Here is a 21,871-nt window from a genome sequence, read left to right as displayed (position 1 = left end):
ATGTCAGCAGACCACCCCGTCCGGGTGCCGCGCGAAATTGTCCGGGTCGTAGAGCGGGAGGATCACATCCGCGCTCGCGCGAACTCGTCGATAGCAGTCGAGAACTTCATACATGTTCTCGTTGATGCCGATCGGGATGTCATCGACGACGTTGTCCATTCGGAAGTAGGTATCCGAGATCGCCACGACACCCTCCTGCGTGTCGACCTCGACCACCAGCGAGGCGCGGTGGTGCCCACCAGCCCACCACGTCCGCAAACCCGGCGCGATCTCGTCTTCGTCCGCGAGCAGACGCACCCGGGGCCATGCCGTGGTGACCAGCTCGGTGAGGATATCGTCGGGAATCGACGTGCCCCTGTCATCGTGAGGGTGGTCGTGTGTGGTGTGAAAATGCACCCATCCGCGCTCCGCGATGCAGATCTGCGCGTGGGGGAACGCCAGTACGTTGCTGACGCTGTAGAGCTGGAGTGGCGTCAGAACGACGTGGGTGACTTCTCCAGGAGAGACACCATGGCGAGCGAGTTGGTCCAGGATGAACTCGCCCGGCCCTCGTTGCATTCGGGCCTTCGCCCCCAGGAACGACTCCCACCTGGCGTTCATCGGTTCCAGATCCTCTGCGGGGCCGGTATTCACGAGCGCAACGACCCCGTTCCCCCGGACGAGCACGCATTGGAACGTCACGGGGTACCAGCGATCGAAATCGGCCATCCAATACAGTTCCGGCCCCGGCACTTGGCCATGTCCGACGGCGAGGGTTGTCACGGAATAGTCGGTCACGATTCTTCTCCAGGGTCTTCGGGGTGGCCGGGCTGTGTGGTGCGGAGGTCTTCCCTCACTTGGGTGAGATGAAGGTGCATCGCAGAGGAGGCGCCGGTAGCGTCGCCCGCGCGGAGCGCGTCGATGATCTGTTCATGCCAGAACACCGCGCGGTCGATCGCGCCAGGAACCGCGGCTGCGGCGATCCTTGTGTGCTGGCCGAGGCCGGTGATCGAGCTGTGCAACGAGACCAGGATCACGTTGTCGGTGGCTCGGGCGAGCGCGTCGTGGAAGGCGATGTCGAGTTCGGCGTGGCGCTCAGGATCCTCGTGCTGTGCGGCGAGCTGAGTGTTGAGCGCCACCATCTCCGTGAGCTGGTGATCCGAGATGCGGGCTGCGGCGATGCGTGCGAGCGCAGGCTCGAGGAGCTCGCGTGCTTCTTGGAGAAGAGGGAAGTACTCTGCCGGATTCGTCGCGTCGAGGAAGTCCTTATCGAGCACATGCCAACGGTGACGGGGGGCGACGACGGCGACGCTGCCCTGTCGGACGATGACGAACCCTTTGGCGTCCAGAGCCTGGAGCGCGTCACGCACCACGCTGCGGCCGACGCCGTACTCGCGGCAGAGCGCTGATTCCGGTGGCAGCGGAGTTCCCGGTTCGATGTCGTGCGAGCCGATCCGCCGCATGTAGTCGACGACGATCGCGTTGCTGAGGCGGGACTTCGCCATCGGTCTACCCCCAAGTGTGCGGAGATCGTGGAGTGAGGGAAAACGTATCCACTCATCGTATAAGTGTCAAATAAAGCTTGCCTATCGGTGCTAAATCGGCCACTCTGGGGCTCACTTGTATGAGAGGTAGAGCATGACACAGACAGTATTGCTGACGGACAGTGACCTAGGAGATCGTGGACTGGAGGTCTCGTGGCTTACTGCGGAGCTCGACGTCGAGGTGGTGGTGGCGCACTGCACCACAGCCGAGGATGTCGCGCGCGAAGTAAGAGCCTGTCGGCCGGACGCGATCGTTACGCAGTGGGCGCCGATCGACGCCGCGGTCGTGGCAGAGGCCGCGCCCTCGTGTCGGATCATCAGTCGGCTCGGGATCGGCATCGACATGATCGACGTCTCGGCAGCGGAGGCCGCGGGGATCCAGGTGCGCAACGTCGCGCATTACTGCACCGAGGAGGTCGCGACGCACGCCGTCGCCGTCGCCTTGTCGCTCTGGCGACGTCTGCCCGATCTGGATCGAGAGGTGCGAGCAGGACGGTGGGGTGCCGCAGCGCACGCAGGGCGGATCTCCCGGCTGTCCGACGCCACGCTCGGACTGGTCGGATGCGGGCGCATCGGACGCCTCGTCGCCCGCGCGTTCGAGGCGTGGGGGACGAGGGTGATCGTGTTCGACCCGGTGGATGCGCGCGACGGGTACGAGCGCGTGGGGTTGGGTACCTTGGCTGAGCGCGCCGACATCGTCAGTCTGCATGCGCCGCTGGTCGACAGCACGCGACACATCGTCGGAGAGGAGTTTCTTGCCGCGGTGCGACGTCGGCCCATCGTCGTCAACACGGCGCGCGGCGGACTCATCGACGTAGACGTCGCGGTCGCCGCTCTCGATGACGGCCGGATCGGTGGGTTGGGGCTTGACGTCTTCGATGTCGAACCTCTGAGCGAAGACGCGGCAATCCGCCACGCACCGTCGACCATCATCACGCCGCATGCGGCGTGGTGCTCCGCCCAGGCGCTTCCCGACTTGCGTCGCGGAGCGATCGACAACGTCGTCGAGGCGCTCACGCAGCCCCTGGCGGGAAACGCGGCCGTCGCGACGACGGAGATGGTCCGATGAGCGGCGACTTCTCCGGGAGGACCGCTCTGGTCACCGGTGCCGGTTCCGGGATCGGGGCGGCCACCGCCCTCGCATTCCTCGATGCCGGAGCGGTGGTGTTCCGCATGGATCTCGATGCTCGCGCGCTCGAGCGTTCGCGCAGGACGATGTCGCCGGCCGTCGCGGACCGCGCACGAGACCTCGTCGTCGATGTCGCCGACACGGCGGCGGTGGCGAAGGCGCTCACGGTGGTATCCGACGAGAGGGGCGAGATTGATCACCTCGTGAACTGTGCCGCGAACTTCGTCGCCGCCGGGGTCGAGGCGACCGAGGAGGATTGGTCACGCTCGCTCGGAGTCAACGTCACCGCATCGGCGATGCTCACCGCGCAGGTCGCGACGATGATGTCCGCGGGGGCGACGGTGGTCAACGTCTCGAGCATTTCCGCGCATGTCGCACAGCCGCGTCGGTGGACGTACAACGCGGCGAAGTCGGCCATCCTGGCGTTGAGTCGCGGGCAGGCGATGGACCTCGCCCCCCGGGGGATCCGCGTCAACAGCGTGAGCCCAGGGTGGATCTGGACGAAGGAGGTTCAGAAGGCAGCCGGGGGTGACCGGGAGCGGTGGGAGCCCGTCTGGGGTCGCTACCACCTCCTGCAGCGGCTCGGCGAACCGGAGGAGGTGGCTGCTGCGGTGCTCTTCCTCAGCAGCGATGCGGCCAGCTTCATCACCGGGACCGAACTGTTCGTCGACGGCGGGTACAGCGCGATGGGGCCCGAGGGCCTCGGCGAGACAGCGCAGTTTGCCGGGGCTGACAGGAGATGACCCGTGCGATACACGGGACGAACGGTTGCGCCGTGAATCGTTCCAAGGTAGCTTTTTCTTCCAGGGCCTGTAACGTTACAGGTCACCACCCTTCACCACCTCGAGCGTTCAAAGATGCGCTCAGTAAGGAACAATGATGTTTCAGTCTCAAGCCAAGTTCGCCGCCTCCCTGGGCGTGACCACGGTCGCCGTGCTCGCACTATCCGGGTGCGGGGCAGCGGGGTCTTCCGGAAGCACGGACACGAACGCGGACATCGATCCGTCCGAGGTCAGCGGTGACATCCGCTTCGCGACGTGGTGGGCATACGTCGACGACGATCTGATCGCGGGGTTCAACGAGAAGTACCCCCTGGTGAATGTCGAACTCGAGTTCACCGCGGTCGATTCATACCGCACGAAACTCCAGGCCGACGCGGCCGCGAACGACCTTCCCGATGTCTTCTCCATCCAGGAGGAGATCACGACCGCTCTCGGAAACGGTGGCCGACTCTACGACCTCGGGCCGGCGCTGGACACCGCGTCCTACGACATCGCCGACACGACATGGCGGGAGACCTTCAACCCCGCATTGCTCGCTCAAGCGGATGCCGCGGCGACGGAGAAACCGGACGGTCAGCAGCTCGGGGTTCCGTTCAACGCGATCACCTTCGCGTCGATCTACAACGAGGACATCTTCGACGAAGTCGGAGTCGCCCCTCCGGAGACGTTCGAGGAACTGCTGAGCAACTGCACGGTACTGCGGGACGCGGGGTACATCCCGATGTCCCTGACCGGGCAGACGTGGATCGAGCTGTGGCCGCGTCTCGCGTGGGACCAGACCATGCGTGATCTGAGTGCCGACGACTTCACGGTGGAACAGCCGGAGTACATCGCCGGCTTCCAGGCGGTCGCCGACATGGCGGACGCGGGATGCTGGGACGACAGTCAGATCGCGACGGACATCGCGGAAGAAACCTCGCTGTTCCTGCAGGAGAAGACGGCACAGTTCGTCAGCGTCCCCGAGAACTTCCTCGGTACGGTCGCAGACGGTGCGGAGTTCCCCATCGCCACGTATCCGCTACCCGCCATCGGCGGAGACCTGCCCGCCCGTGCGCTCGGCGGCGGGAGCGGAAACGTCATCGCGGTGAGCCCCGACTCCGAGAACTCCGCTGCTGCAATCGCGTTCTCCAAGTACCTCACGTCCGAAGCGGTCCAGACAGAGCTCGCGAACTCCGTCTACACCATGCCGAGCATCGAGATCGAACTCGAAGCGTCCAGCCCGCTGATGGCGGCGTACGTCGATGCCGCCGAGCAGGGCTTCGCCGACCCCGGGGCGTACCTGCCGCCGCAGACCACGGCAGGCCGGACCAAGCTCCTCGGGGAGATCATCCCCCAGCTGATCCTCGGCCAGATCAGTGCTGAGCAGGCCGCTGCCGACAGCGTCGGCGTATTCGAGAACTGAAACCGCTCGACTCGTGAAGGTGCATTGTGTCCAACAGGTACGCGGCTAGCCGCCGACGACGAGCATCACGATGGCTGGGCGTGGCGATGGCGACACCTGCCGTCATCCTGCTCGTGATGTTCCTCCTCTGGCCCATCGTCGTGGCCGGCCAGTACAGCGTGACCCGCGCGTCCGGCTTCGGCGATCAGAGTTTCGTCGGGCTGGACAACTACACGCGAGGACTCCAGGACCCCGAACTCCTGGCCGCGATCGTCCGCAACATCATCTTCGCGGGCGTCGTCGTCGCCGTGTCGGTCCTCGTGGGGTTCGCGTTGTCGTACTTGCTCATGATCGGCGTTCGTGGATGGCGGCCACTACAGATCGTGCTGATGGTGCCGTACATCCTGCCCGTCGTCGTCACCGCGCTCATGTGGCGCTTCATCCTGGAGCCGAACAGCGGTCTCGCCAACACCGTGCTCCGCGGAATCGGCCTTGACTCCTTGGCCGGTCCTTGGCTCACAAGCGAGACCACCGCGCTCGCAACGGTGTCCGTCGTCCAGATCTGGGTGACGGTCCCGTTCGCGATGCTCCTGATCTTCGGCGGAATGGTGTCGCTGCCGGGTGAGGTCCTCGAGGCCGCAGAGATCGACGGTGCAGGTCACCTCACGCGGATGTTCAAGGTCGTGCTGCCGATGGTCTGGCCCACGATCGTCATGGTCGTCTTCGTCCTCGCCATCATGCTCTTCCGATCGTTCGACCTGGTCTACCTGCTGACGCAGGGCGGACCCATCAACTCCACAACGATCGCGACGTTGTATGTGTTCAAGCAGGGATTCATCAACAACGAGTACGGGTACGCGAACGCGCTCGGTGTGATCGTCGGCCTGCTCCTGGTCGTCCTTGCCGTGCTGCCGCAGGTGTGGAGTCGACTCCAGCGTCGGCGCACCGAGCGCGCGGAACGCCGCCAGGCAGCGGAAGTGGAGAGTGTCTGATGACTGCTGTGGTTTCGCCCGTTCCCACACAAGAGCCGGTTCGGCCGGTACCGGGCCGTCGACACCGGCCGCCCGCTCGAGTGCGCAACCAGCGCGGCGCACCGCGGATCGCAACGGTTCTCGCCTGGGCTTACGCACTGATGTCCGTGTACCCGCTGATCTGGCTCTTCCTCCAATCCTTCCGCACCGACTCGGAGATCCTCGGCGACCCGTTCGGGGTGCCGGTGCGGCCCACTCTCGATGGATACGCCAGTGCGTTCGCGACCACCCCGCTCCCGCAGTACTTCCTCAACAGCCTGCTCGTGACGATGGCTGTGGTGATCGTGTCCGTCGTGGTCTGCGCAGGAGCCGGGTACGCCTTCTCGGTGTTGACATTCCCGGGGAGCAAGGCCGTGTTCTTCGCGTTCATCGGAGTTCTTGTGATCCCGGCTCCGGTCCTGTTGCTGCCGGTCTTCCTGATCTCTCGGGACCTCGGGATCCTCAACTCCTACATCGGTCTCATCGGTCCGTTCTCGGCGGGCGTGCTTCCGCTCGGGGTGTTTCTCATGAAGACGCACTTCGATGCCCTGCCGTCCTCGTTCATCGAAGCCGCAGAGATCGATCGAGCAAGCCCGTGGCAGACCTTCCGGCTGGTCATGTTGCCGCTCATCCGGCCCGCGGCGGCCACCGTGGCGGTCCTCGCTTTCATGTCTGCCTGGAATGAGTACATCTATACCCTCGTCGCCGTCCGTAGCCAGAGCCTGTTCACCCTGCCCGTCGGCATCGCCGACCTCGCCGCAAAGCAGTTCCTCTATGGATACGCGCCGGTCTTCGCGGCGATGGTTCTGACATCGATACCGGTGTTCGTCGCGTTCGTCATCGCACAGAGGTCGTTCATCGCCTCCATGAGCTTCGGCGGCGGGGTGAAGGGATGACTCCGCCACCGTTCGTCGACCTGCGCACGTGTGCCCGAACCGAGCCGCGCGAAGTGGATGATTCGCGTCCGCTGTTGTCGTGGAAGTGTGGGAGCGAAGCGCTGCACGCCGCGGGGAATCGAGCCAGAGTGCAACTCGAGCAACTCGACGCCCACGGCACGGTGGTCGATGCGGTCTGGTCCACCGAGGTCTCCTCCGACGTTCTCTCGGTGCGCATCCCAGAAGGGGCCTTGCGCCCTTGTACGAGCTATCAGTGGTGGATCGCACCGATCGGTGGGCCGGAGCGGCGCACGCTCGCACGGTTCGAAACGGGTATGCGCGACAGGCCCTGGTCAGCCAAATGGATCGCCCGGAACGACGTGAGGCGAGCGGACGACGCAGGTGAGCCGCTCGATCCCGCCGACACCGGCGATCTTCCCCGATCGTGGGCGACCATGTATTCCCTGCCACCTACCCAGTTCCGGCGTCAATTCGCGCTCGGGTCTCGTACGCCCGTCCGAGCGCGGCTGCACATCTCGGCGCATGGTATTTACCGGGCATGGATCAACGGTGTGCGTGTCGGCGATGACGAGCTGGCTCCGGGCTGGACCCGCTACGAAACGCGGATCGACTACCAGGTGCACGACGTCACCGCGTTATTGGAACCGGGCGACAACGTGCTCGGTGCGACCGTAGCGGATGGATGGTGGAGCGGCCGTGTCGGGTACGACACGCGACGTCAGGCGAAGCTCTACGGAGCTGCGCCCGAGCTGATTGCAGAGCTTCACGTCGAGTTCGCGGATGGTTCGCACGTCTCAATCGAGACGGATCATCGGTGGCGTGCGGGGGCGGGGGAGATCGTCATGTCCGATCTCCTGATGGGCGAATACCACGATCCTCGAATCGCGACCCCGGGGTGGCATCGCCCTGAGTTCGACGATTCGAGCTGGACTCGGGTGGAGGTTCGGGACGCGCCCACGAGCGTGCTGAAGGGACAGCAGTCTGATTCGATCCGGGTGGTCGAGGAGCTTCCCGCTTGCGCACAACATCGCGCCGGCACCGCAACGGTGTTCGACTTCGGGCAGAATCTCACCGGCCGCGTGCGCTTGCGCATACGAGGTGCTTCAGCGGGAGACATCATCGAGCTCCGACATGGCGAAGCGTTGTCGGGGGAGAGGGTCTACACGGAGAATCTCCGCTCGGCGGAGGCTCGGGACGTTGTGGTCGCCACGGGGGATCCGGTCCAGCTGTTCGAGCCTCTGTTCACCCTGCACGGGTTCCGGTACCTCGAAGTCGATGGGCTTCGCACCCCCGCGCACCTGACCGATGTCCACGCTCAGGTGTTGGCGTCGGACCTTCCGCGCGTCGGCGGATTCTCCAGCGGAAATCCTCTCCTGGAGCAACTCCAGTCGAACATCTTCTGGAGCCTGCGGGGGAACTACGTGGGGATCCCCACGGATTGTCCGCAGCGAGACGAGCGCCTCGGATGGACGGCGGATACGCAGATCTTCGCTCGCACGGCGAGTTTCAATGTCGACACCCGGGCCTTTCTCACGAGCTGGCTTTCCGATCTGTTCGCAAGCCAAACCCCGGATGGTTGCGTTCCGGATGTCGCGCCGGTCCCCCCGGGATCGTCCAACTTCGACGTCGGCGCGCCCGGTTGGGGTGACGCCGCGGTGGTCGTGCCGTGGGTCCTCTACGAGGAGTACGGCGATCTTTCACTCCTCGCCGAGCACTACCCGCATATGCGCGCGTGGGTTCAGTGGGTGGAGCGGAACAATCCCGACAGCCTGTGGACGCGGATGCTCGGCAACAATTTCGGCGATTGGCTCTCGGTCGACGAACACACGCCCCATGGCCTCGTCGCCGCCGCCTACCAGATCCGATCCCTCGACCTGGTGGTACGCGCGGCGTCAGAGCTCGGATTCGCAGACGATGCGGCGCTCTTCTCCGCGCGGGCCGCGCATCGGCGGTCTCTGTATGCCGAGGAGTTCATCGCGGGGGGCACCGTGAAGGGAGATACCCAGAGCGGCTACCTCTTCACCCTCGCCTGGGATCTCGCGCCGCCGGAAAATCGCCGGGCTCTTGGAGACAGGCTCGTCCGAAAGATCGAGGGGCGTGGAGGTCGCCTCACATCCGGGTTCCTCGGCGTGAACCTCATCGGTCCGGTGCTCACACGTATCGGGCGCTCGGATCTCGCCCTCGCGCTGGTGCTTCAACGCGACTACCCGTCGTGGGGGTACTCGATCGACCGTGGTGCGACGACGATCTGGGAACGGTGGGATGCCTATACCGAGCATGCCGGGTTTCAGGACGTTCGCATGAACTCGTTCAATCACTACTCGCTGGGATCGGTCGGAGAGTGGATCTACCGGGTGATCGGCGGTATCGACCAAGAACCTGGCTCGTGTGCCTACCGATCGTTGCGGGTGGAACCGCTTGTCCGCGAGGAGCTGTCGCCCGTTCACGCCTGGCATGAATCACCGCGCGGGCGGATCGCGGTCGAGTGGGAGGTCGTCGATGGTCGAGGCTCCGCGACGCTCACCATCCCACCGGGGAGCACGGCGGTCATCCGGCTTCCGGGACTTGAGAGGCACGTGGGAGCGGGCACACACACGTTCGACTTCGATACTTCGCACCCGCAAGGGGAGCCCCACTGTCTGCGCGCGAACGACCCCGGTGGTGACGCGACACAGACCTTGCCCGAATGGTCTTCGCGCCCCTCAACCTTCGATACGACTTCCGCGTGTGGCGACCTCGCGCGGAACAGCTGACTCAGCGTAGGAGACTCATGAACACCTCAGCACGGGCCCTGATCGCCGACCCCCCGAAGCCTCCGCGCATCGGTGAGGTGACACTTCGCGCGCTTCGCCCGGACGAAGTCCTCATACGATCGTCCCTGTCCGGCTTCAGTACCGGGACCGACCGATGGGTCATGACGGGGCAGTTCGAATGGGGCGATTTCACGTACCCGCTCATTCCGGGCTACCAAGTCGCCGGGACCGTCGAGGCAGTCGGCGCGGATGTGACCGGGTTCGATGTGGGCCAGTCGGTGGTCGCCGTCTCGGCGACGGGAGTCACGGGCGTCGAAACCGGGTGGGGGTGCCACGCGTCGGCGGTGATCAGCACCGCGCAGAATGTCTTCGATGCGACAGGAGTCCCTGAGGTGAGCTCGGCTTTCGTCATCTCTGCGCAAGTGGGCTACAACGCCGCGTCGCGTCTTGCCGGAAGCCCTGGAGAGAGCGTCTGCGTCATCGGTGACGGCATCATCGGTGCGTCGGCGGCGCTCGCCGCCCACGCGCGCGGGTTCCGGGTTCTGCTGCAGGGTCGGCACGACGAGCGGCTTGCGCCGTTCGAGGGGACGGGCATCTCGACCCGCAACGCACGCGCGACGGGCGCCGATCCGCTTGCCGATTGGGGTCCTGTGGCTGTGATCGACACGGTGCAGAATGACGACGCATTCGCTGGCTACATCGATGCGCTTGAGCCTGGGCGGGGACAGATCGTGTACAGCGGACACTCGCCGAACGGCGTGCGCCACTGGGGTGATATGGCGGCACTTCAACAGCGGGAGATGAGAGCTGACTTCGTCGCAGGATGGACTCCCAACCGCATCGTGGCAACTCTCGACGGCATGCGCAGCGGGGCGCTTGACCTCACCGCGTTCGTTTCTCACTTGGCGATGAGTGTGGATGCCGTCCTCGAACTCGCGCGCACCGTCGCTGAAGGCAAGCTGGGCGCCGTCGCGGCGGCGATAGATTGGCGGACGGTATGAGGCCGGCGACGACGTACCCGATCGAAAGCGAACGATGACCCTCTCCTCGAACACCCCCCATCCAGCGGCGTCACCCCCCGACGGTTCCCATCGACACGCCGTCACGCCCCTCGTCCGGAACGTGCAGCTCGAGCATGTCGAGCCGGGGGAGATCCTCGGCGTGGGCGCCCCGCGGCTCTCGTGGCGTCTAATCGGGGGAGCCCCCGATTTCCAACAGCATTGCTACGAGGTCGAGTTCGCGTCGGGGGGTCAGTCCTCGACACAACGCGTGGAGTCGCGGGACAGCGTGCTCGTCGCGTGGCCGTTCGAGACGATGGCGTCGAGGCAGAATGGCGTCGTGCGGGTGCGTTGCCAGGCCCGGGATGGGCGGTGGACTGCGTGGAGCGATGCCTGCGAGGTTGCCGTGGGCCTCCTCGAATCATCGGACTGGTCTGCGCAATTCGTCACTCCGCGGACGTTGGGCGGGTTCACGGACGGCGCGCCACACATCTTCACGACATTCGAGCTGCAGGAAGCCCCGGCCGCCGCGCGGCTGTACATCAGCGCACACGGCATCTACGAGCCTTACGTCAACGGCGTCCGTGTCGGAAAGGACATCTTCGCGCCCGGCTGGACGGCATACGAGAAGAGACTTCGATATCAGTCATACGACGTCACGTCGCATCTGGGAGAAGGCGTCAACTCTCTCGGCGCGATCCTCGGCAACGGATGGTTCCGTGGTCAATTGGTGTGGAAGGGCAATCGTCTGAACTACGGTGATCGACTCGCGCTCATCGCGCAGCTTGAGCTCGAGTTCCCGGATGGTTCGCGCCGCATGGTCTTGTCGGACGGATCCTGGTCGGCGTTGCCGACAGGCATTCTCTCCGATGACTTCTACGACGGTGAGTGCCGGGACATGCGTCTGCCCCTGTCCATCGACGCCGCTCGGTCGGAGCTTGTCGACGTCCTGGACGAGGATCGCTCGAGACTCGTCGCGCGACGGGGGCCATCTGTGCGCGCAACGGAGCGCAAGCCCGCGGTGTCGCTGATGAGATCGCCCTCGGGGCGGCTTCAAGCCGACTTCGGTCAGAACCTCGTGGGCTGGGTGGAGCTTGTCGTCCGTGATCGACAGCGCGGCGACAGAATCGTCGTTCGGCACGCGGAGGTGTTGGAAGGGGGCGAGCTAGCTCGAAGGCCGTTGCGATCCGCCGAAGCGACGTGCACCTACATCTGCGCCGGCGACGGGGAGGAGATGCTCCGCCCTTCGTTCACCTACAACGGCTTCCGGTACATCGACATCGCGGGTGTCGACGAATCAGATGTCGTGTCGGTGGTCGCGGTCGTACTCGGCACCGACCTGCGACGCATCGGGTGGATGACGACATCCGATCCCCGACTCAACCGCCTCCATGAAAACGTCGTATGGAGCGCGAGGGGGAACTTCTTGGAGGTGCCCACCGACTGCCCCCAGCGCGACGAGCGGCTGGGGTGGACCGGCGACATCCAACTCTTCGCACCGACGGCCAACTACTTGTTCGACTCCTCGGGCTTCCTGGCCGACTGGCTCGAAGATGTGGCCGCTGAGCAATGGGCGGACGGCTCGGTGCCGTTCATCGTCCCCGACGTTCTGCGCGAGATGAGGGCGACCGCCGCCGGGTGGGGAGATGCGGCGGTGGTCGTGCCGATGTCGTTGTACCTGTCCTTCGGCGATCTCGGTCTTCTCCGACGTCAGTATCCGTCCATGCGTGCGTGGGTCGACAAGGTCCGCGCACTCGCGGGCGAGGACCACATCTGGACCACAGGGGGACCCTTCGGGGATTGGCTCGACCCGCTCGCGCCCCCTGACGATCCCGCGCGAGCACAGGCCGATCCGACCGTCGTTTCGACGGCATACTTCTCCCGATCCGCGCAGCTCCTGGCCGAAGCCGCTTCCCGCCTCGGGCTGAACTCCGATGCTCGCCACTACTCGACGATGGCCGGCGAGATACGAGCGTCCTTCGAACGCCACTTCGTCGCCGAAGACGGTGTGGTGCGTAGCGACTGCCAAACCGTTTACGCGTTGGCCCTGTGCGGGAACCTCATCAGCGACGAAGGTCGACGTGCGCGTGCCGGCGAACGCCTCGTCCGGCTCGTGCTCGATGCTGATTGCACCGTCGCCACTGGTCTCCTCGGCACCGCCGTGATCCTTGACGCACTCGTGATCGCAGGCAGACCTGACGTCGCGCTTCGCATGCTCACCCAGACTCGACTTCCCTCCTGGCTCTACGCGGTCGAGATGGGGGCGACCACGATGTGGGAACGCTGGGACTCGATGCTGCCGGACGGGTCCGTGAATCCGGGCGAGATGACCTCCTTCAACCACTACGCGAACGGCGCCGTGGCCGATTGGATGCATCGCAGAATCGGGGGGATCGCTCCGACTGCTCCGGGGTATCGACGATTCGAGGTACGCCCGCTCGCGTGCTTCGCGCTCGATCACGGTTCGGCCCGCCACACTTCGCCATACGGGGACATCGCGGTCCGGTGGGTACGCGAAGATGCCACGGTAGAGTTCCACGTCGAGGTGCCACACGGTACCGAGGCGGATGTGTGGTTACCGGGCGGCTCCGGGCCGATAGTGGTAGGTCCCGGTCAGCATGGGTGGTCGGGACTGCGGGAATCGGCCTGAGCTCGAATGCGGGGGAGCCGCGCCTATGACGTCGGTCGACGTCCTCCCTCGCCACCTCCGAGCGCGCCCCGGGGGCGCGCCGGTAGGGTGGAACCGAGTGACACGGGGTGCGCGCACGCGCTGAGAACACACCCGTCGAACCTGATCTAGTTCGTACTAGCGAAGGGATGTCGCGAATGACTGTTCGCACGTCTGCGTCCGTATCCACCCTCGACGGCGACGTCTCGGCGTTCGCCCGCACGAGTGCCGACCTGCTTCAGCGGGTCCGCGCATCCGAACCCCTGGTGCAGTGCATCACCAACGCGGTGGTCACCGGGTTCACCGCCAACGTGCTCCTGGCCACCGGCGCTTCGCCGGCGATGTGCGACATCCCGGACGAAGCCGGAGTGCTCGCCGGCGTCGCCGGTGGCGTGCTCGTGAACCTCGGGACCCCCACCGCCGAGCAGCGACAGGCCGCACTCGAAGCGGTCGAGGCCGCCACGCGGACCGAGACACCGTGGGTGCTGGACCCCGTCGCGGTCGGCGTGCTCCCGGTGCGCACCGAGCTGGCCGCCCGTCTGCGCGACGCCGCGCCGACGATCATCCGCGGAAACGCCAGCGAGATCCTCGCTCTCGCCGGCGCGGGGTCCGGGGGCAAGGGCGTCGACTCGACGGACTCCGCGGAGGACGCCGCCGACGTCGCCCGCGAGCTCGCAACCCGCACCGGTGCCGTCGTCGCCGTGAGCGGGCCGATCGACCTCATCACCGACGGCGCCCGCACCGTCCGCGTCGCCAACGGGCACGTGTGGCTGACCGCCGTCACCGGCGGCGGATGCGCACTCGGTGCCCTCATGGCCGCATTCGCCTCGACGACCGACGACGCGCTCGCCGCCGCCGTGGCGGCGACCCTGGCCCACACGGTCGCCGCCGAAGACGCCGCGGCGGTCAGCACCGGGCCCGGGTCGTTCGCGGTGGCCCTGCTGGATGCGTTGCACACCCTCACGCCCGAGCAGCTCGAGCAGCGCGCGAGACTGTCGTGAACGGCGTCACCACCACAGTCGACCTGCGCACCTACCTCGTCACCGACTCCGCGCTCAGCGGCGACCGCGGTGTGCTCGCCGTGATCGCGGGCGCCGTCGCCGGAGGGGTCGGAGTCGTGCAGATCCGCGAGAAGAACGCCCCCACACGCGACGTGTTCGACCTCGTCCTCCGTGCCGCACAGATCACCGCCGGGCGTTCCGCACTGGTCGTCGACGATCGCGTCGACGTCTTCCTGGCGGCCCGGGCCGCCGGCGCGGCCGTCCACGGCGTACACGTCGGCCAGTCCGACCTCCCCGTCGCGGCCGTGCGCGACCTCGTCGGCACCCACAACCCCGACGGAACCCGCGCGCTCGTCGGGCTGACCGCGAACACGCCCGCGCACCTCGACGCCGTCGCCGCCCACCCGCCGGGGACGGTCGACTACCTGGGGGTGGGGGTCATCCGCGCCACGGCGACCAAGCCCGACCACCCCGCACCGCTCGGCGTCGACGGCTTCGCCGCGCTCGCCGCCACCGCGCCGGCGCCCTGCGTCGCGATCGGCGGCATCGACCTGCCGGACATCCCGGCGCTCCGTGACGCCGGTGCCGCCGGCGCGGCGGTGGTCTCGGCGATCTGCGCCGCGCCCGACCCGGAGGCCGCGACGCGCGGGTTCGCGACCGCCTGGGGACGGTCGTGACCGCCGGACGGAGGGTCGTGCCCCGCGTTCTCAGCATCGCCGGCAGTGACCCGAGCGGCGGGGCGGGCATCCACGCCGACCTCAAGTCCATCGGCGCCAACGGTGGCTACGGCATGGCCGTGGTCACCGCCCTCACCGCCCAGAACACACGGGGCGTGACCGACGTGCACGTGCCGCCGGTGGCGTTCCTTCGCGGACAGCTCGACACGATCGCCGCAGACATCACGATCGACGCGGTCAAGATCGGCATGCTCGGCACCACGGCGGTCATCGACGAAGTCGCCGTATGGCTGCGCGCACATCCCGTGCCGGTGGTCGTGCTCGACCCCGTCATGATCGCCACCAGCGGCGACCGGTTGCTGGACGCCGACGCCGAAGACGCCTTGCGCCGGATGCTGCCCCTGGCCGACGCGGTGACCCCGAACATCCCCGAACTCGCCGTCATCGCGGGGGAGCCGCGTGCCGAGGGGTGGACCGACGCGCTCGCGCAGGCGCAGCGAGTCGCCGCACGCGACGGCGTCGTGGTGATCGTCAAGGGCGGACACCTCACGGGCGCCGAAGCCCCCGACGCGGTCGTCACCGCCGACGGCGTCTTGACCGAGATCGCGGGGGAGCGGATCGTCACGACATCCACCCACGGCACCGGATGCTCCCTGTCCAGCGCCCTGGCCACCCGATACGCCGCGACCGGCGATTGGGCGGAGGCTCTGCGCCAGACCAAGCACTGGCTCCACGCGGCCATCGAGGCGGGTGCCGCGCTGGAGGTCGGGGAGGGGCACGGTCCCGTCGACCACTTCGTGGCGCTCCGCGACCGTGCGCCGCACGTCGCCGCGGACGAGCCGGCAGGCTCGGTCGGTGACCCGGGCTCGTGGGGCGGCGGCGTGTTCACCGCCGCCGCCTGGGCGCGCACGCGTGCCGTGCGTGAGGCGATCGACGACGTCTGGTTCGTCCGGCAACTCGCCGATGGCGACCTTCCCGCCGAGGACTTCGCGCACTATCTGCGTCAGGACGCGCGCTACTTGCGCGACTACGCCCGCATGCTCGCACGGGCCAGCACCCTCGCCCCGACGCGCGACGCGCAGGCGTTCTGGGCGGATGCCGTACACGGCTCCCTCGTGGCCGAGCTCGACCTCCACACCACGTGGCTCGGAGGTGAACCCGATATCGACCCGTCCGCGGCGTGTCGCGCCTATCTCGAACACCTCGCCGCGTCGGCCGACCGGTACGAGACCCTCGTGGCGGCACTGTTGCCGTGCTTCTGGATCTACATCGACATCGGGCGGCGGTTGGCGCCTCGCGCGACGACGGGGCATCCGTACCGCGAGTGGCTGCAGACCTACAGTGCCCCGGAGTTCGCCGCCGCGACACGCACCGCCATCGGGTACGTCGACGACGCCGCCGGCGCCGCCGACGGCGAGACGCGGGAGCGGATGGCGGTCGCCTTCGACGCAGCCGCCGCGTTCGAATACGCCTTCTTCGCCCAGCGCGCCGACGACACCGTCGTGCGCACCCCGCCCATGCAGGTCGCCGACCGATGACACGCGGCCGGCCGACGCGGGCGGATCAGCTGCGCGGCCACTCCACGAGCACGAGGCTCTGCTTCGTGTCGGCGTACTTCACCCAGCCGTCGCCGAACAGGTAGGTCAGGCCGTAGCCCTCGTCATCGGTCGCGACCGTCGTATCGGTGCTCTCGGTGACGATCACGCCGCGGTCATCGGTCTCGCTGCGCCAGCCGGCCGACACGAGCTCGGCCTGGGCTGCGCCGGACTCTTCGCTCGTGATCGGCGCCCATCCGAACAGCTGCACGTGGTCGCTGGCGACCGTGAAGTCACCCCAGAGGCACTGCACCCCCTCGGTGATCTCGAGGCCGCCGACCCGGAAGGTGCTCTCTTCTACGGACCACCCGGCTGCCTCGTACTCGGCGATCAGCGACTGCGGGATGATCCCTTCGCAGGTCGGCACGCCGATCGAGACCGGCTCGGGGTCTTTCGTCGGGTCCGGGGTCGCCGTGGGCTCAGGGGTCGTCGCGTTCGGCGAGGGCAGCGCGTCCTCCGTGACGACCGGCTCGGGGGTGGCGCTGCAGGCCACGAGGGTCAGCGCCGCGACGGTCAATGCGGTGAGCAGGCCGGCGCGGACAGGGGACAGAGGCATCAAGAGGTCTCCGGGAGGCGGTCGTGGATGAGATCGAGGAACGGGCGGTGCAGGTGGCCGTTGGTGGCCAGGGACGACAGGGCGTCGAGGTCCTCGCCCCCGTCGATGTCGGTGAACGTGCCGCCGGCTTCCCGGATGATCGGGATGAGCGCCGCGATGTCATAGCGCTTCACGTCGAACTCGGCGACGAACTCCAATCGACCCTCTGCGAGCAGCATGTACGGCCACGCATCGCCGTAACCGCGGTCGCGCCACACCGCGCTCGTGACGCGTTCGAGGGCGTCGAGGCGCCCGTACCCGCGCCACTGGCCCATGGACTGGAAGCTCACACTCGCGTCGGCGACGTCGTCCACATCCGACACCCGGATGCGACGGTCGCCCGCCGGGGTGTTCGTCCACGCGCCGTGTCCGGTCGCACCCCACCAGCGGCGGCCGAGGGCGGGCTGGGCGACCACGCCGACCTGCGGCACGCCGTCGACGGCGAGGGCGATGAGGGTGGCCCACATCGGGATGCCCTTGAGGTAGTTCGCGGTGCCGTCGATCGGGTCGATGATCCACTGTCGTGAGCCGTTGCCGGTCACACCGAACTCCTCCCCGAACACACCGTCGTCGGGACGCTCCGCAGCGAGGATCTCGCGGATCGCCCGCTCGGTGGCGAGGTCGGCTTCGGTCACGTGCGAACGGTCGGGCTTGAGCCGGACGTCGAGGTCGGCGGCGTCGAACCGGGCCATCGTGACCGCGTCTGCGGCATCCGCGATGCGCAACGCGAGGTCGAGGTCGGCGTGATCGGCGCGTATCGGCTCGGATGGCGTCGAGAGGTCGGGGGAAGACACGACTCCAAGGATAGGTGGCGCACGCGCGTCTCGATTTCAGATGTGGCGATCGTGATGGTAACGTTGACCCTCGGTTCGCCCGGTAAGAACGGCGGACCGATTCCGCGCCTCTAGCTCAATCGGCAGAGCAACTGACTCTTAATCAGTGGGTTCAGGGTTCAAGTCCCTGGGGGCGCACCACCACCCGAAAGCCCCGGAGATGCGCACGCATCCCGGGGTTTTCGCGTCTCCCGCGCCCGCCCCACCCCGACCCATCCCGCCACGCCCGTGGTCGCATCCGGCGAGGCTTCGACAAACCCGTTTTCGCGCGAAACGCCTCGCATTGCGCGGTGTTTCGCGGCGATCGGGGTTTCTCGGGGTCCGGGTCGGGGTGGCTGGGGGTGTGGATGTGCGGGTATTGACCTGAACAAGGTCTCATGTTTAGGTATCTGCATGACCTGAACGGGGTTTCAGGTCATGCACCCTTCTCAATGGCGAAAGGCACGCACATGCGGAGTACGAAGAAGTTCCTCCTGGGGTCCGCGGTCGCCGCGGGCGCCCTCGTCCTGGCGGCCTGTGCGCCGCAGACCGGTACCGACGGTTCAGACTCCTCGGGCGACGACGGCGCGACGAGTGAGGTCACCGTCGGCATCGTCACGAGCGAGACCGGCGCTCTCGCCGGCTATGGCGAACAGTACCTCGACGGCTTCAAGGCCGGTCTCGACTGGGCCACCGACGGCACGATGGAAGTCGACGGCACAGCCATCAACGTCGAGTACCGCGACGACGGGGGCGACCCCGACAAGGCCGTCACCGCCGTCAAAGAACTCATCGGATCGGGGGTGAACATCCTCGCCGGCACCGTTTCGTCCGGTGTCGCCCTCGCCGTCGCCGAACAGGCCGAGCAGAACCAGGTCCTCTACATCTCCGGTCCCGCCGCGGCGGATGCCGTGACCGGCATCAACGACTACACGTTCCGCTCGGGCCGGCAGAGTGCGCAGGACGTCGCGACCGCCGGTACCTTCCTCGACGACCTCGAAGGCATGAAAGTCACCGTCTTCGCCCAGGACACCGCCTTCGGGCAGGGCAACGAAGCGGCCGTCTCGGCGATCCTCGGAGCCCAGGGCGCCGAGGTCGACTCGGTCCTCGTGGCCGAGGACATCACCGAGTTCACCCCGTTCGCCCAGCAGGTGCTCGCCGGCGACCCCGACCTCGTGTTCGTCGCGTGGGCCGGTGCCACCAGCGGCGCCATGTGGCAGGCGATGAGCCAGCAGGGCGTGCTGGAGGAGATCCCGGTCGTGACCGGCCTCGGCGACGCCGCGACCTTCGGCGCCTACGGGGAAGCTTCCGAGCAGATCAACTTCCTCAACCACTACTTCCCCGGCGGACCCGACAACGACGTGAACGCGGCGATGGTCGAGTACATCGAAGCAGAGGGAGGGACACCGGACCTGTTCAGCCCCGACGGCTTCAACGCGGCCGTGATGATCGTCCAGGCGATCGCCGAAGGCGGCGGCGAGGTCGACGGCATGATCGACGCCCTCGAAGGCTTCACCTTCGAGGGCCCCAAGGGCACCATGACCGTGCGCGAGGGTGATCACGCCCTCATCCAGGAGATGTACCAGGTGCGCCTGGTCGCCGACGGCGACACGTTCGTGCCCGAGCTCATCGACACGGTCGACGCCGACGCCGTCGCCCCCGCCGAAGCACAGTAAGGCGGGGCAGCACCAGAGATGAACGCACCAGTCCCGCCCGTGGAGTCCGCCATCCGCGTCGAGAGCCTCGGTCTGCAGATCGGGGGAGCGACGATCCTCAAAGACGTCCAGCTCGACGTCGCCGCCGGGTCGTTCGTCGGGGTCATCGGCCCCAACGGCGCCGGCAAGACCACGCTGTTCAACGTGATCTCCGGACTCGTCAAGCCCACCGCCGGCCGCGTGCTCATGCACGGGGAGGACATCACCTCGATGTCCGTGCCGGCGCGGGCCCGGGCGGGACTGGGGCGCACCTTCCAGACCTCGAGCCTGTTCCCGCAGCTGAGCGTGCTGGAGAACGTCCGGTTGGCAGCCCAGGCCGCCCGAGGCGGCTCAGGGTCGCTCCTGCACTTCCCGCGGCGCGCCGACCAGGCGGTCGAGATCGCCCACGAGAAGCTGCGCACCGTCGGCCTGGACCACAAAGCGCGCGCCCTGGCCGGGGACATCTCCCACGGCGACAAGCGCAAGCTCGAAATCGCGGTGATCCTCGCCACCAAGGCCGACATCGTGCTCCTGGACGAGCCGATGGCCGGTGTCGCCTCGGGTGACGTCGCCGGACTCGTGGACAACATCCGCACGATGCAGGCCGACAAAGCCTGCACCGTGCTCATGGTCGAGCACCACCTCGAGGTGCTGCTCGGCCTGGTCGAGAAGGTCGCCGTCATGTACTTCGGCAGCATCATCGCCTACGACACACCGCAGAAGGTCATGGAGGACCCCGTCGTGCAGCAGGCCTACTTGGGGAGTGCCGCATGAGCGCGGCGCCGATCCTCACCGTCGAGCACCTGCGGTGCTCCATAGCCGGTCAACAGGTCGTCGAAGACGTCTCCTTCGAGGTCCCCGCAACCGGGATCACGGCCGTCCTCGGCCGCAACGGCGCCGGGAAGACCTCCACGTTGCGCGGCATCCTCGGCCTGATCCAGCGACGCGGCACCGTCACGCTGGGAGGCACCCGCATCGACGGGATGCCCACCCACCGCATCGTCCAGCGCGGCGTGGGCTACGTTCCCGAGGACCGCGAGGTGTTCGCGAAACTCTCCGTGGCCGAGAACCTCGCGCTCGCGGAGCGACAGAAGAACCCGCGCCGGGAGTTCGTCGACGCGCTCTTCCCCGACCTGGTCGAACGACGCGACCAGCCGGCCGGCACGCTCTCGGGCGGTCAGCAGCAGATGGTCTCGGTCGCGCGCGCCCTCATCAACGACAACGAACTCCTCTTGGTGGACGAGCCCACCAAAGGCCTGGCCCCCCGGATCGTCGCCGAGGTCGCCGAGGCGCTCCAGGAGGCGGCGAAGGTCGTGCCGATCCTGCTCGTCGAGCAGAACCTCGAGGTCGTACGCCGCCTCGCCGACTCCGCCGTCGTGATCGGCGCCGGACGCGTGGTGCACACCGGCTCGGCCGCAGAGATCCTCGACGACGACGAGCTGACCAAGCGCCTCCTCGGCGTGCACGCGGAGGCCCACGCATGAGCACCCTCGTCCTCACCCTCGTCACCGGCGTCGGACTCGGCGCCCTCTACTTCCTCGTCGCCAGCGGCCTGAGCCTCATCTACGGCCTCATGCACGTCCTGAACTTCGCCCACGGCGCCTTCCTCACCCTCAGCGCGTTCATGGGGTGGTTCGTCGCACAGGCACTCGGCACCGACTCGTGGGGGTCGTTCCTCCTGTCGATCCTCGTCGGCGCCGTCGTCGGCGCCGTGTTCGCCACCCTCACCGAGCTCGTCCTCATCCGACCGCTGTACGAAAGACACATCGAACAGGTGCTCGTCACCGTCGGTCTGTCCCTCGCCGCCGTCGCGCTGTTCGAGGGCATGTGGGGCACCGACGCGATCACCATCGCCGGACCGCCGTGGCTGACCCAGACCACCGAGATCCTCGGTGCGCGCATCCCCAACAAGTACTGGGTGCTCATCGTGGCCGCCGGTCTCGTGCTGCTGGGCCTCGTGCTGTTCCTCCAGAAGACGCGCTACGGCATGGTCATCCGTGCCGGGGTCGAGAACCGCGCGATGGTCACCGCGCTCGGTATCGACGTGCGACGCTCCTTCACCCTCGTGTTCGCCATCGGCGGTGCCGCCGCCGGCATCGGCGGGGTCATGGCGATGCACTACACCAACTACGTCTCGGCGCACATGGGGGCGACGCTGCTGATCTTCGCGTTCATCGTCACCGTCGTCGGCGGTCTCGGCTCCCTCACGGGCGCCGCGATCGCATCCATCCTCGTCGCGGTGCTCCAGCAGGTCGCCAACACCTACCTCAACGGCACCGGCGACTTCATCGTCGTCATCCTCCTGGCCGCGGTGCTGCTGCTGCGACCGACCGGACTCATGGGAAGGAGGGCCTGAC

General features: G+C 67.2%; 19 protein-coding genes, 1 tRNA gene and 1 riboswitch. Of the genes, 16 read left to right on the top strand and 4 right to left on the bottom strand.

All coding sequences use genetic code 11. The annotated features are described in order from the left end of the window. Window positions 1–3: 3 nt before the first annotated feature. Together ABD204_RS12610 and ABD204_RS12605 are read right to left on the bottom strand one after the other, a co-directional pair. Complete coding sequence (locus tag ABD204_RS12610; RefSeq protein WP_194424549.1) at window positions 4–777, bottom strand: MBL fold metallo-hydrolase; 774 nt, start codon at window positions 775–777, stop codon at window positions 4–6. Continuing rightward, window positions 774–1,484 carry a FadR/GntR family transcriptional regulator gene (locus ABD204_RS12605; RefSeq protein WP_194424550.1) on the bottom strand — a complete coding sequence of 237 codons (711 nt, stop codon included), beginning with the start codon at window positions 1,482–1,484 and terminating at the stop codon, window positions 774–776. Before ABD204_RS12605 ends, ABD204_RS12610 begins: the two co-directional genes overlap by 4 nt. Before the next feature lie 133 nt (window positions 1,485–1,617). Between ABD204_RS12605 and ABD204_RS12600 the strand changes: the two genes are divergently transcribed. The 11 genes from ABD204_RS12600 to ABD204_RS12550 all read left to right on the top strand — a co-directional run bounded on the left by ABD204_RS12600 (window position 1,618) and on the right by ABD204_RS12550 (window position 16,356). Then, window positions 1,618–2,592, top strand: coding sequence for a C-terminal binding protein (locus ABD204_RS12600; RefSeq protein WP_194424551.1), 975 nt, complete (start codon window positions 1,618–1,620; stop codon window positions 2,590–2,592). Next, a complete protein-coding gene (locus ABD204_RS12595; protein ID WP_194424552.1) occupies window positions 2,589–3,395 on the top strand; it encodes an SDR family oxidoreductase in 807 nt (268 codons plus the stop codon). Before ABD204_RS12600 ends, ABD204_RS12595 begins: the two co-directional genes overlap by 4 nt. A 133-nt stretch (window positions 3,396–3,528) precedes the next feature. Next, window positions 3,529–4,836: an ABC transporter substrate-binding protein gene (locus ABD204_RS12590; RefSeq protein ID WP_322597593.1), complete on the top strand. Its 1,308-nt coding sequence runs from the start codon at window positions 3,529–3,531 to the stop codon at window positions 4,834–4,836. An 86-nt stretch (window positions 4,837–4,922) separates the two neighbouring features. After that, window positions 4,923–5,807, top strand: coding sequence for a carbohydrate ABC transporter permease (locus ABD204_RS12585; RefSeq protein ID WP_194424554.1), 885 nt, complete (start codon window positions 4,923–4,925; stop codon window positions 5,805–5,807). Window positions 5,808–5,947: 140 nt separating this feature from the next. Beyond that, window positions 5,948–6,721: a carbohydrate ABC transporter permease gene (locus ABD204_RS12580; protein WP_194424555.1), complete on the top strand. Its 774-nt coding sequence runs from the start codon at window positions 5,948–5,950 to the stop codon at window positions 6,719–6,721. Window positions 6,722–6,774: 53 nt separating this feature from the next. Continuing rightward, a complete protein-coding gene (locus tag ABD204_RS12575; protein WP_322597594.1) occupies window positions 6,775–9,474 on the top strand; it encodes an alpha-L-rhamnosidase in 2,700 nt (899 codons plus the stop codon). Further along, window positions 9,408–10,475, top strand: coding sequence for an alcohol dehydrogenase catalytic domain-containing protein (locus ABD204_RS12570; RefSeq protein ID WP_344098540.1), 1,068 nt, complete (start codon window positions 9,408–9,410; stop codon window positions 10,473–10,475). The genes ABD204_RS12575 and ABD204_RS12570 overlap by 67 nt, the downstream gene beginning before the upstream one ends. Window positions 10,476–10,509: 34 nt before the next feature. Then, window positions 10,510–13,122 (top strand): alpha-L-rhamnosidase, encoded by a 2,613-nt coding sequence (locus ABD204_RS12565; RefSeq protein WP_194424558.1) that lies wholly within the window; start codon window positions 10,510–10,512, stop codon window positions 13,120–13,122. 93 nt (window positions 13,123–13,215) lie between these two features. Next, window positions 13,216–13,307: riboswitch (TPP riboswitch) on the top strand. Continuing rightward, window positions 13,299–14,141 (top strand): hydroxyethylthiazole kinase, encoded by an 843-nt coding sequence (gene thiM, locus ABD204_RS12560; RefSeq protein ID WP_194424559.1) that lies wholly within the window; start codon window positions 13,299–13,301, stop codon window positions 14,139–14,141. Its footprint overlaps the riboswitch before it by 9 nt. Further along, entirely contained in the window at window positions 14,138–14,818 is a 681-nt protein-coding gene (gene thiE, locus ABD204_RS12555) for a thiamine phosphate synthase (RefSeq protein ID WP_322597595.1), read from the top strand. Before thiM ends, thiE begins: the two co-directional genes overlap by 4 nt. A gap of 17 nt (window positions 14,819–14,835) precedes the next feature. Next, the gene (locus ABD204_RS12550; RefSeq protein WP_322597596.1) at window positions 14,836–16,356 is read left to right on the top strand and encodes a bifunctional hydroxymethylpyrimidine kinase/phosphomethylpyrimidine kinase; all 1,521 of its coding nucleotides are present in this window, start codon (window positions 14,836–14,838) and stop codon (window positions 16,354–16,356) included. A gap of 25 nt (window positions 16,357–16,381) precedes the next feature. Here ABD204_RS12550 and ABD204_RS12545 read toward each other — a convergent pair whose 3' ends face one another. Beyond that, window positions 16,382–16,969, bottom strand: coding sequence for a hypothetical protein (locus ABD204_RS12545; RefSeq protein ID WP_194424560.1), 588 nt, complete (start codon window positions 16,967–16,969; stop codon window positions 16,382–16,384). Beyond that, on the bottom strand, window positions 16,969–17,802 hold the full coding sequence (locus ABD204_RS12540) for an inositol monophosphatase family protein (protein WP_322597597.1): 834 nt from the start codon (window positions 17,800–17,802) through the stop codon (window positions 16,969–16,971). The genes ABD204_RS12545 and ABD204_RS12540 overlap by 1 nt, the downstream gene beginning before the upstream one ends. A 104-nt stretch (window positions 17,803–17,906) precedes the next feature. On the opposite strand from ABD204_RS12540, the gene ABD204_RS12535 reads away from it, so the two are divergent. The 5 genes from ABD204_RS12535 (at window position 17,907) to ABD204_RS12515 (ending at window position 21,870) form a co-directional block, all read left to right on the top strand. Continuing rightward, window positions 17,907–17,982, top strand: a tRNA-Lys gene (locus tag ABD204_RS12535). Between the two features lie 308 nt (window positions 17,983–18,290). Next, entirely contained in the window at window positions 18,291–19,496 is a 1,206-nt protein-coding gene (locus ABD204_RS12530; protein ID WP_194424561.1) for a substrate-binding domain-containing protein, read from the top strand. Between the two features lie 18 nt (window positions 19,497–19,514). Continuing rightward, entirely contained in the window at window positions 19,515–20,288 is a 774-nt protein-coding gene (locus ABD204_RS12525) for an ABC transporter ATP-binding protein (protein WP_194424562.1), read from the top strand. Continuing rightward, window positions 20,285–20,998, top strand: coding sequence for an ABC transporter ATP-binding protein (locus tag ABD204_RS12520; RefSeq protein ID WP_194424563.1), 714 nt, complete (start codon window positions 20,285–20,287; stop codon window positions 20,996–20,998). The genes ABD204_RS12525 and ABD204_RS12520 overlap by 4 nt, the downstream gene beginning before the upstream one ends. Then, window positions 20,995–21,870 (top strand): branched-chain amino acid ABC transporter permease, encoded by an 876-nt coding sequence (locus ABD204_RS12515; RefSeq protein WP_194424564.1) that lies wholly within the window; start codon window positions 20,995–20,997, stop codon window positions 21,868–21,870. The genes ABD204_RS12520 and ABD204_RS12515 overlap by 4 nt, the downstream gene beginning before the upstream one ends. The last annotated feature ends 1 nt before the right edge of the window (window position 21,871 follow it).

Origin of the sequence: Microbacterium aquimaris, from assembly GCF_039531285.1 — a bacterium.
In the GTDB taxonomy this organism is placed as follows: domain Bacteria; phylum Actinomycetota; class Actinomycetes; order Actinomycetales; family Microbacteriaceae; genus Microbacterium; species Microbacterium aquimaris.
This window is presented reverse-complemented; position numbering and strand designations above follow the sequence as displayed.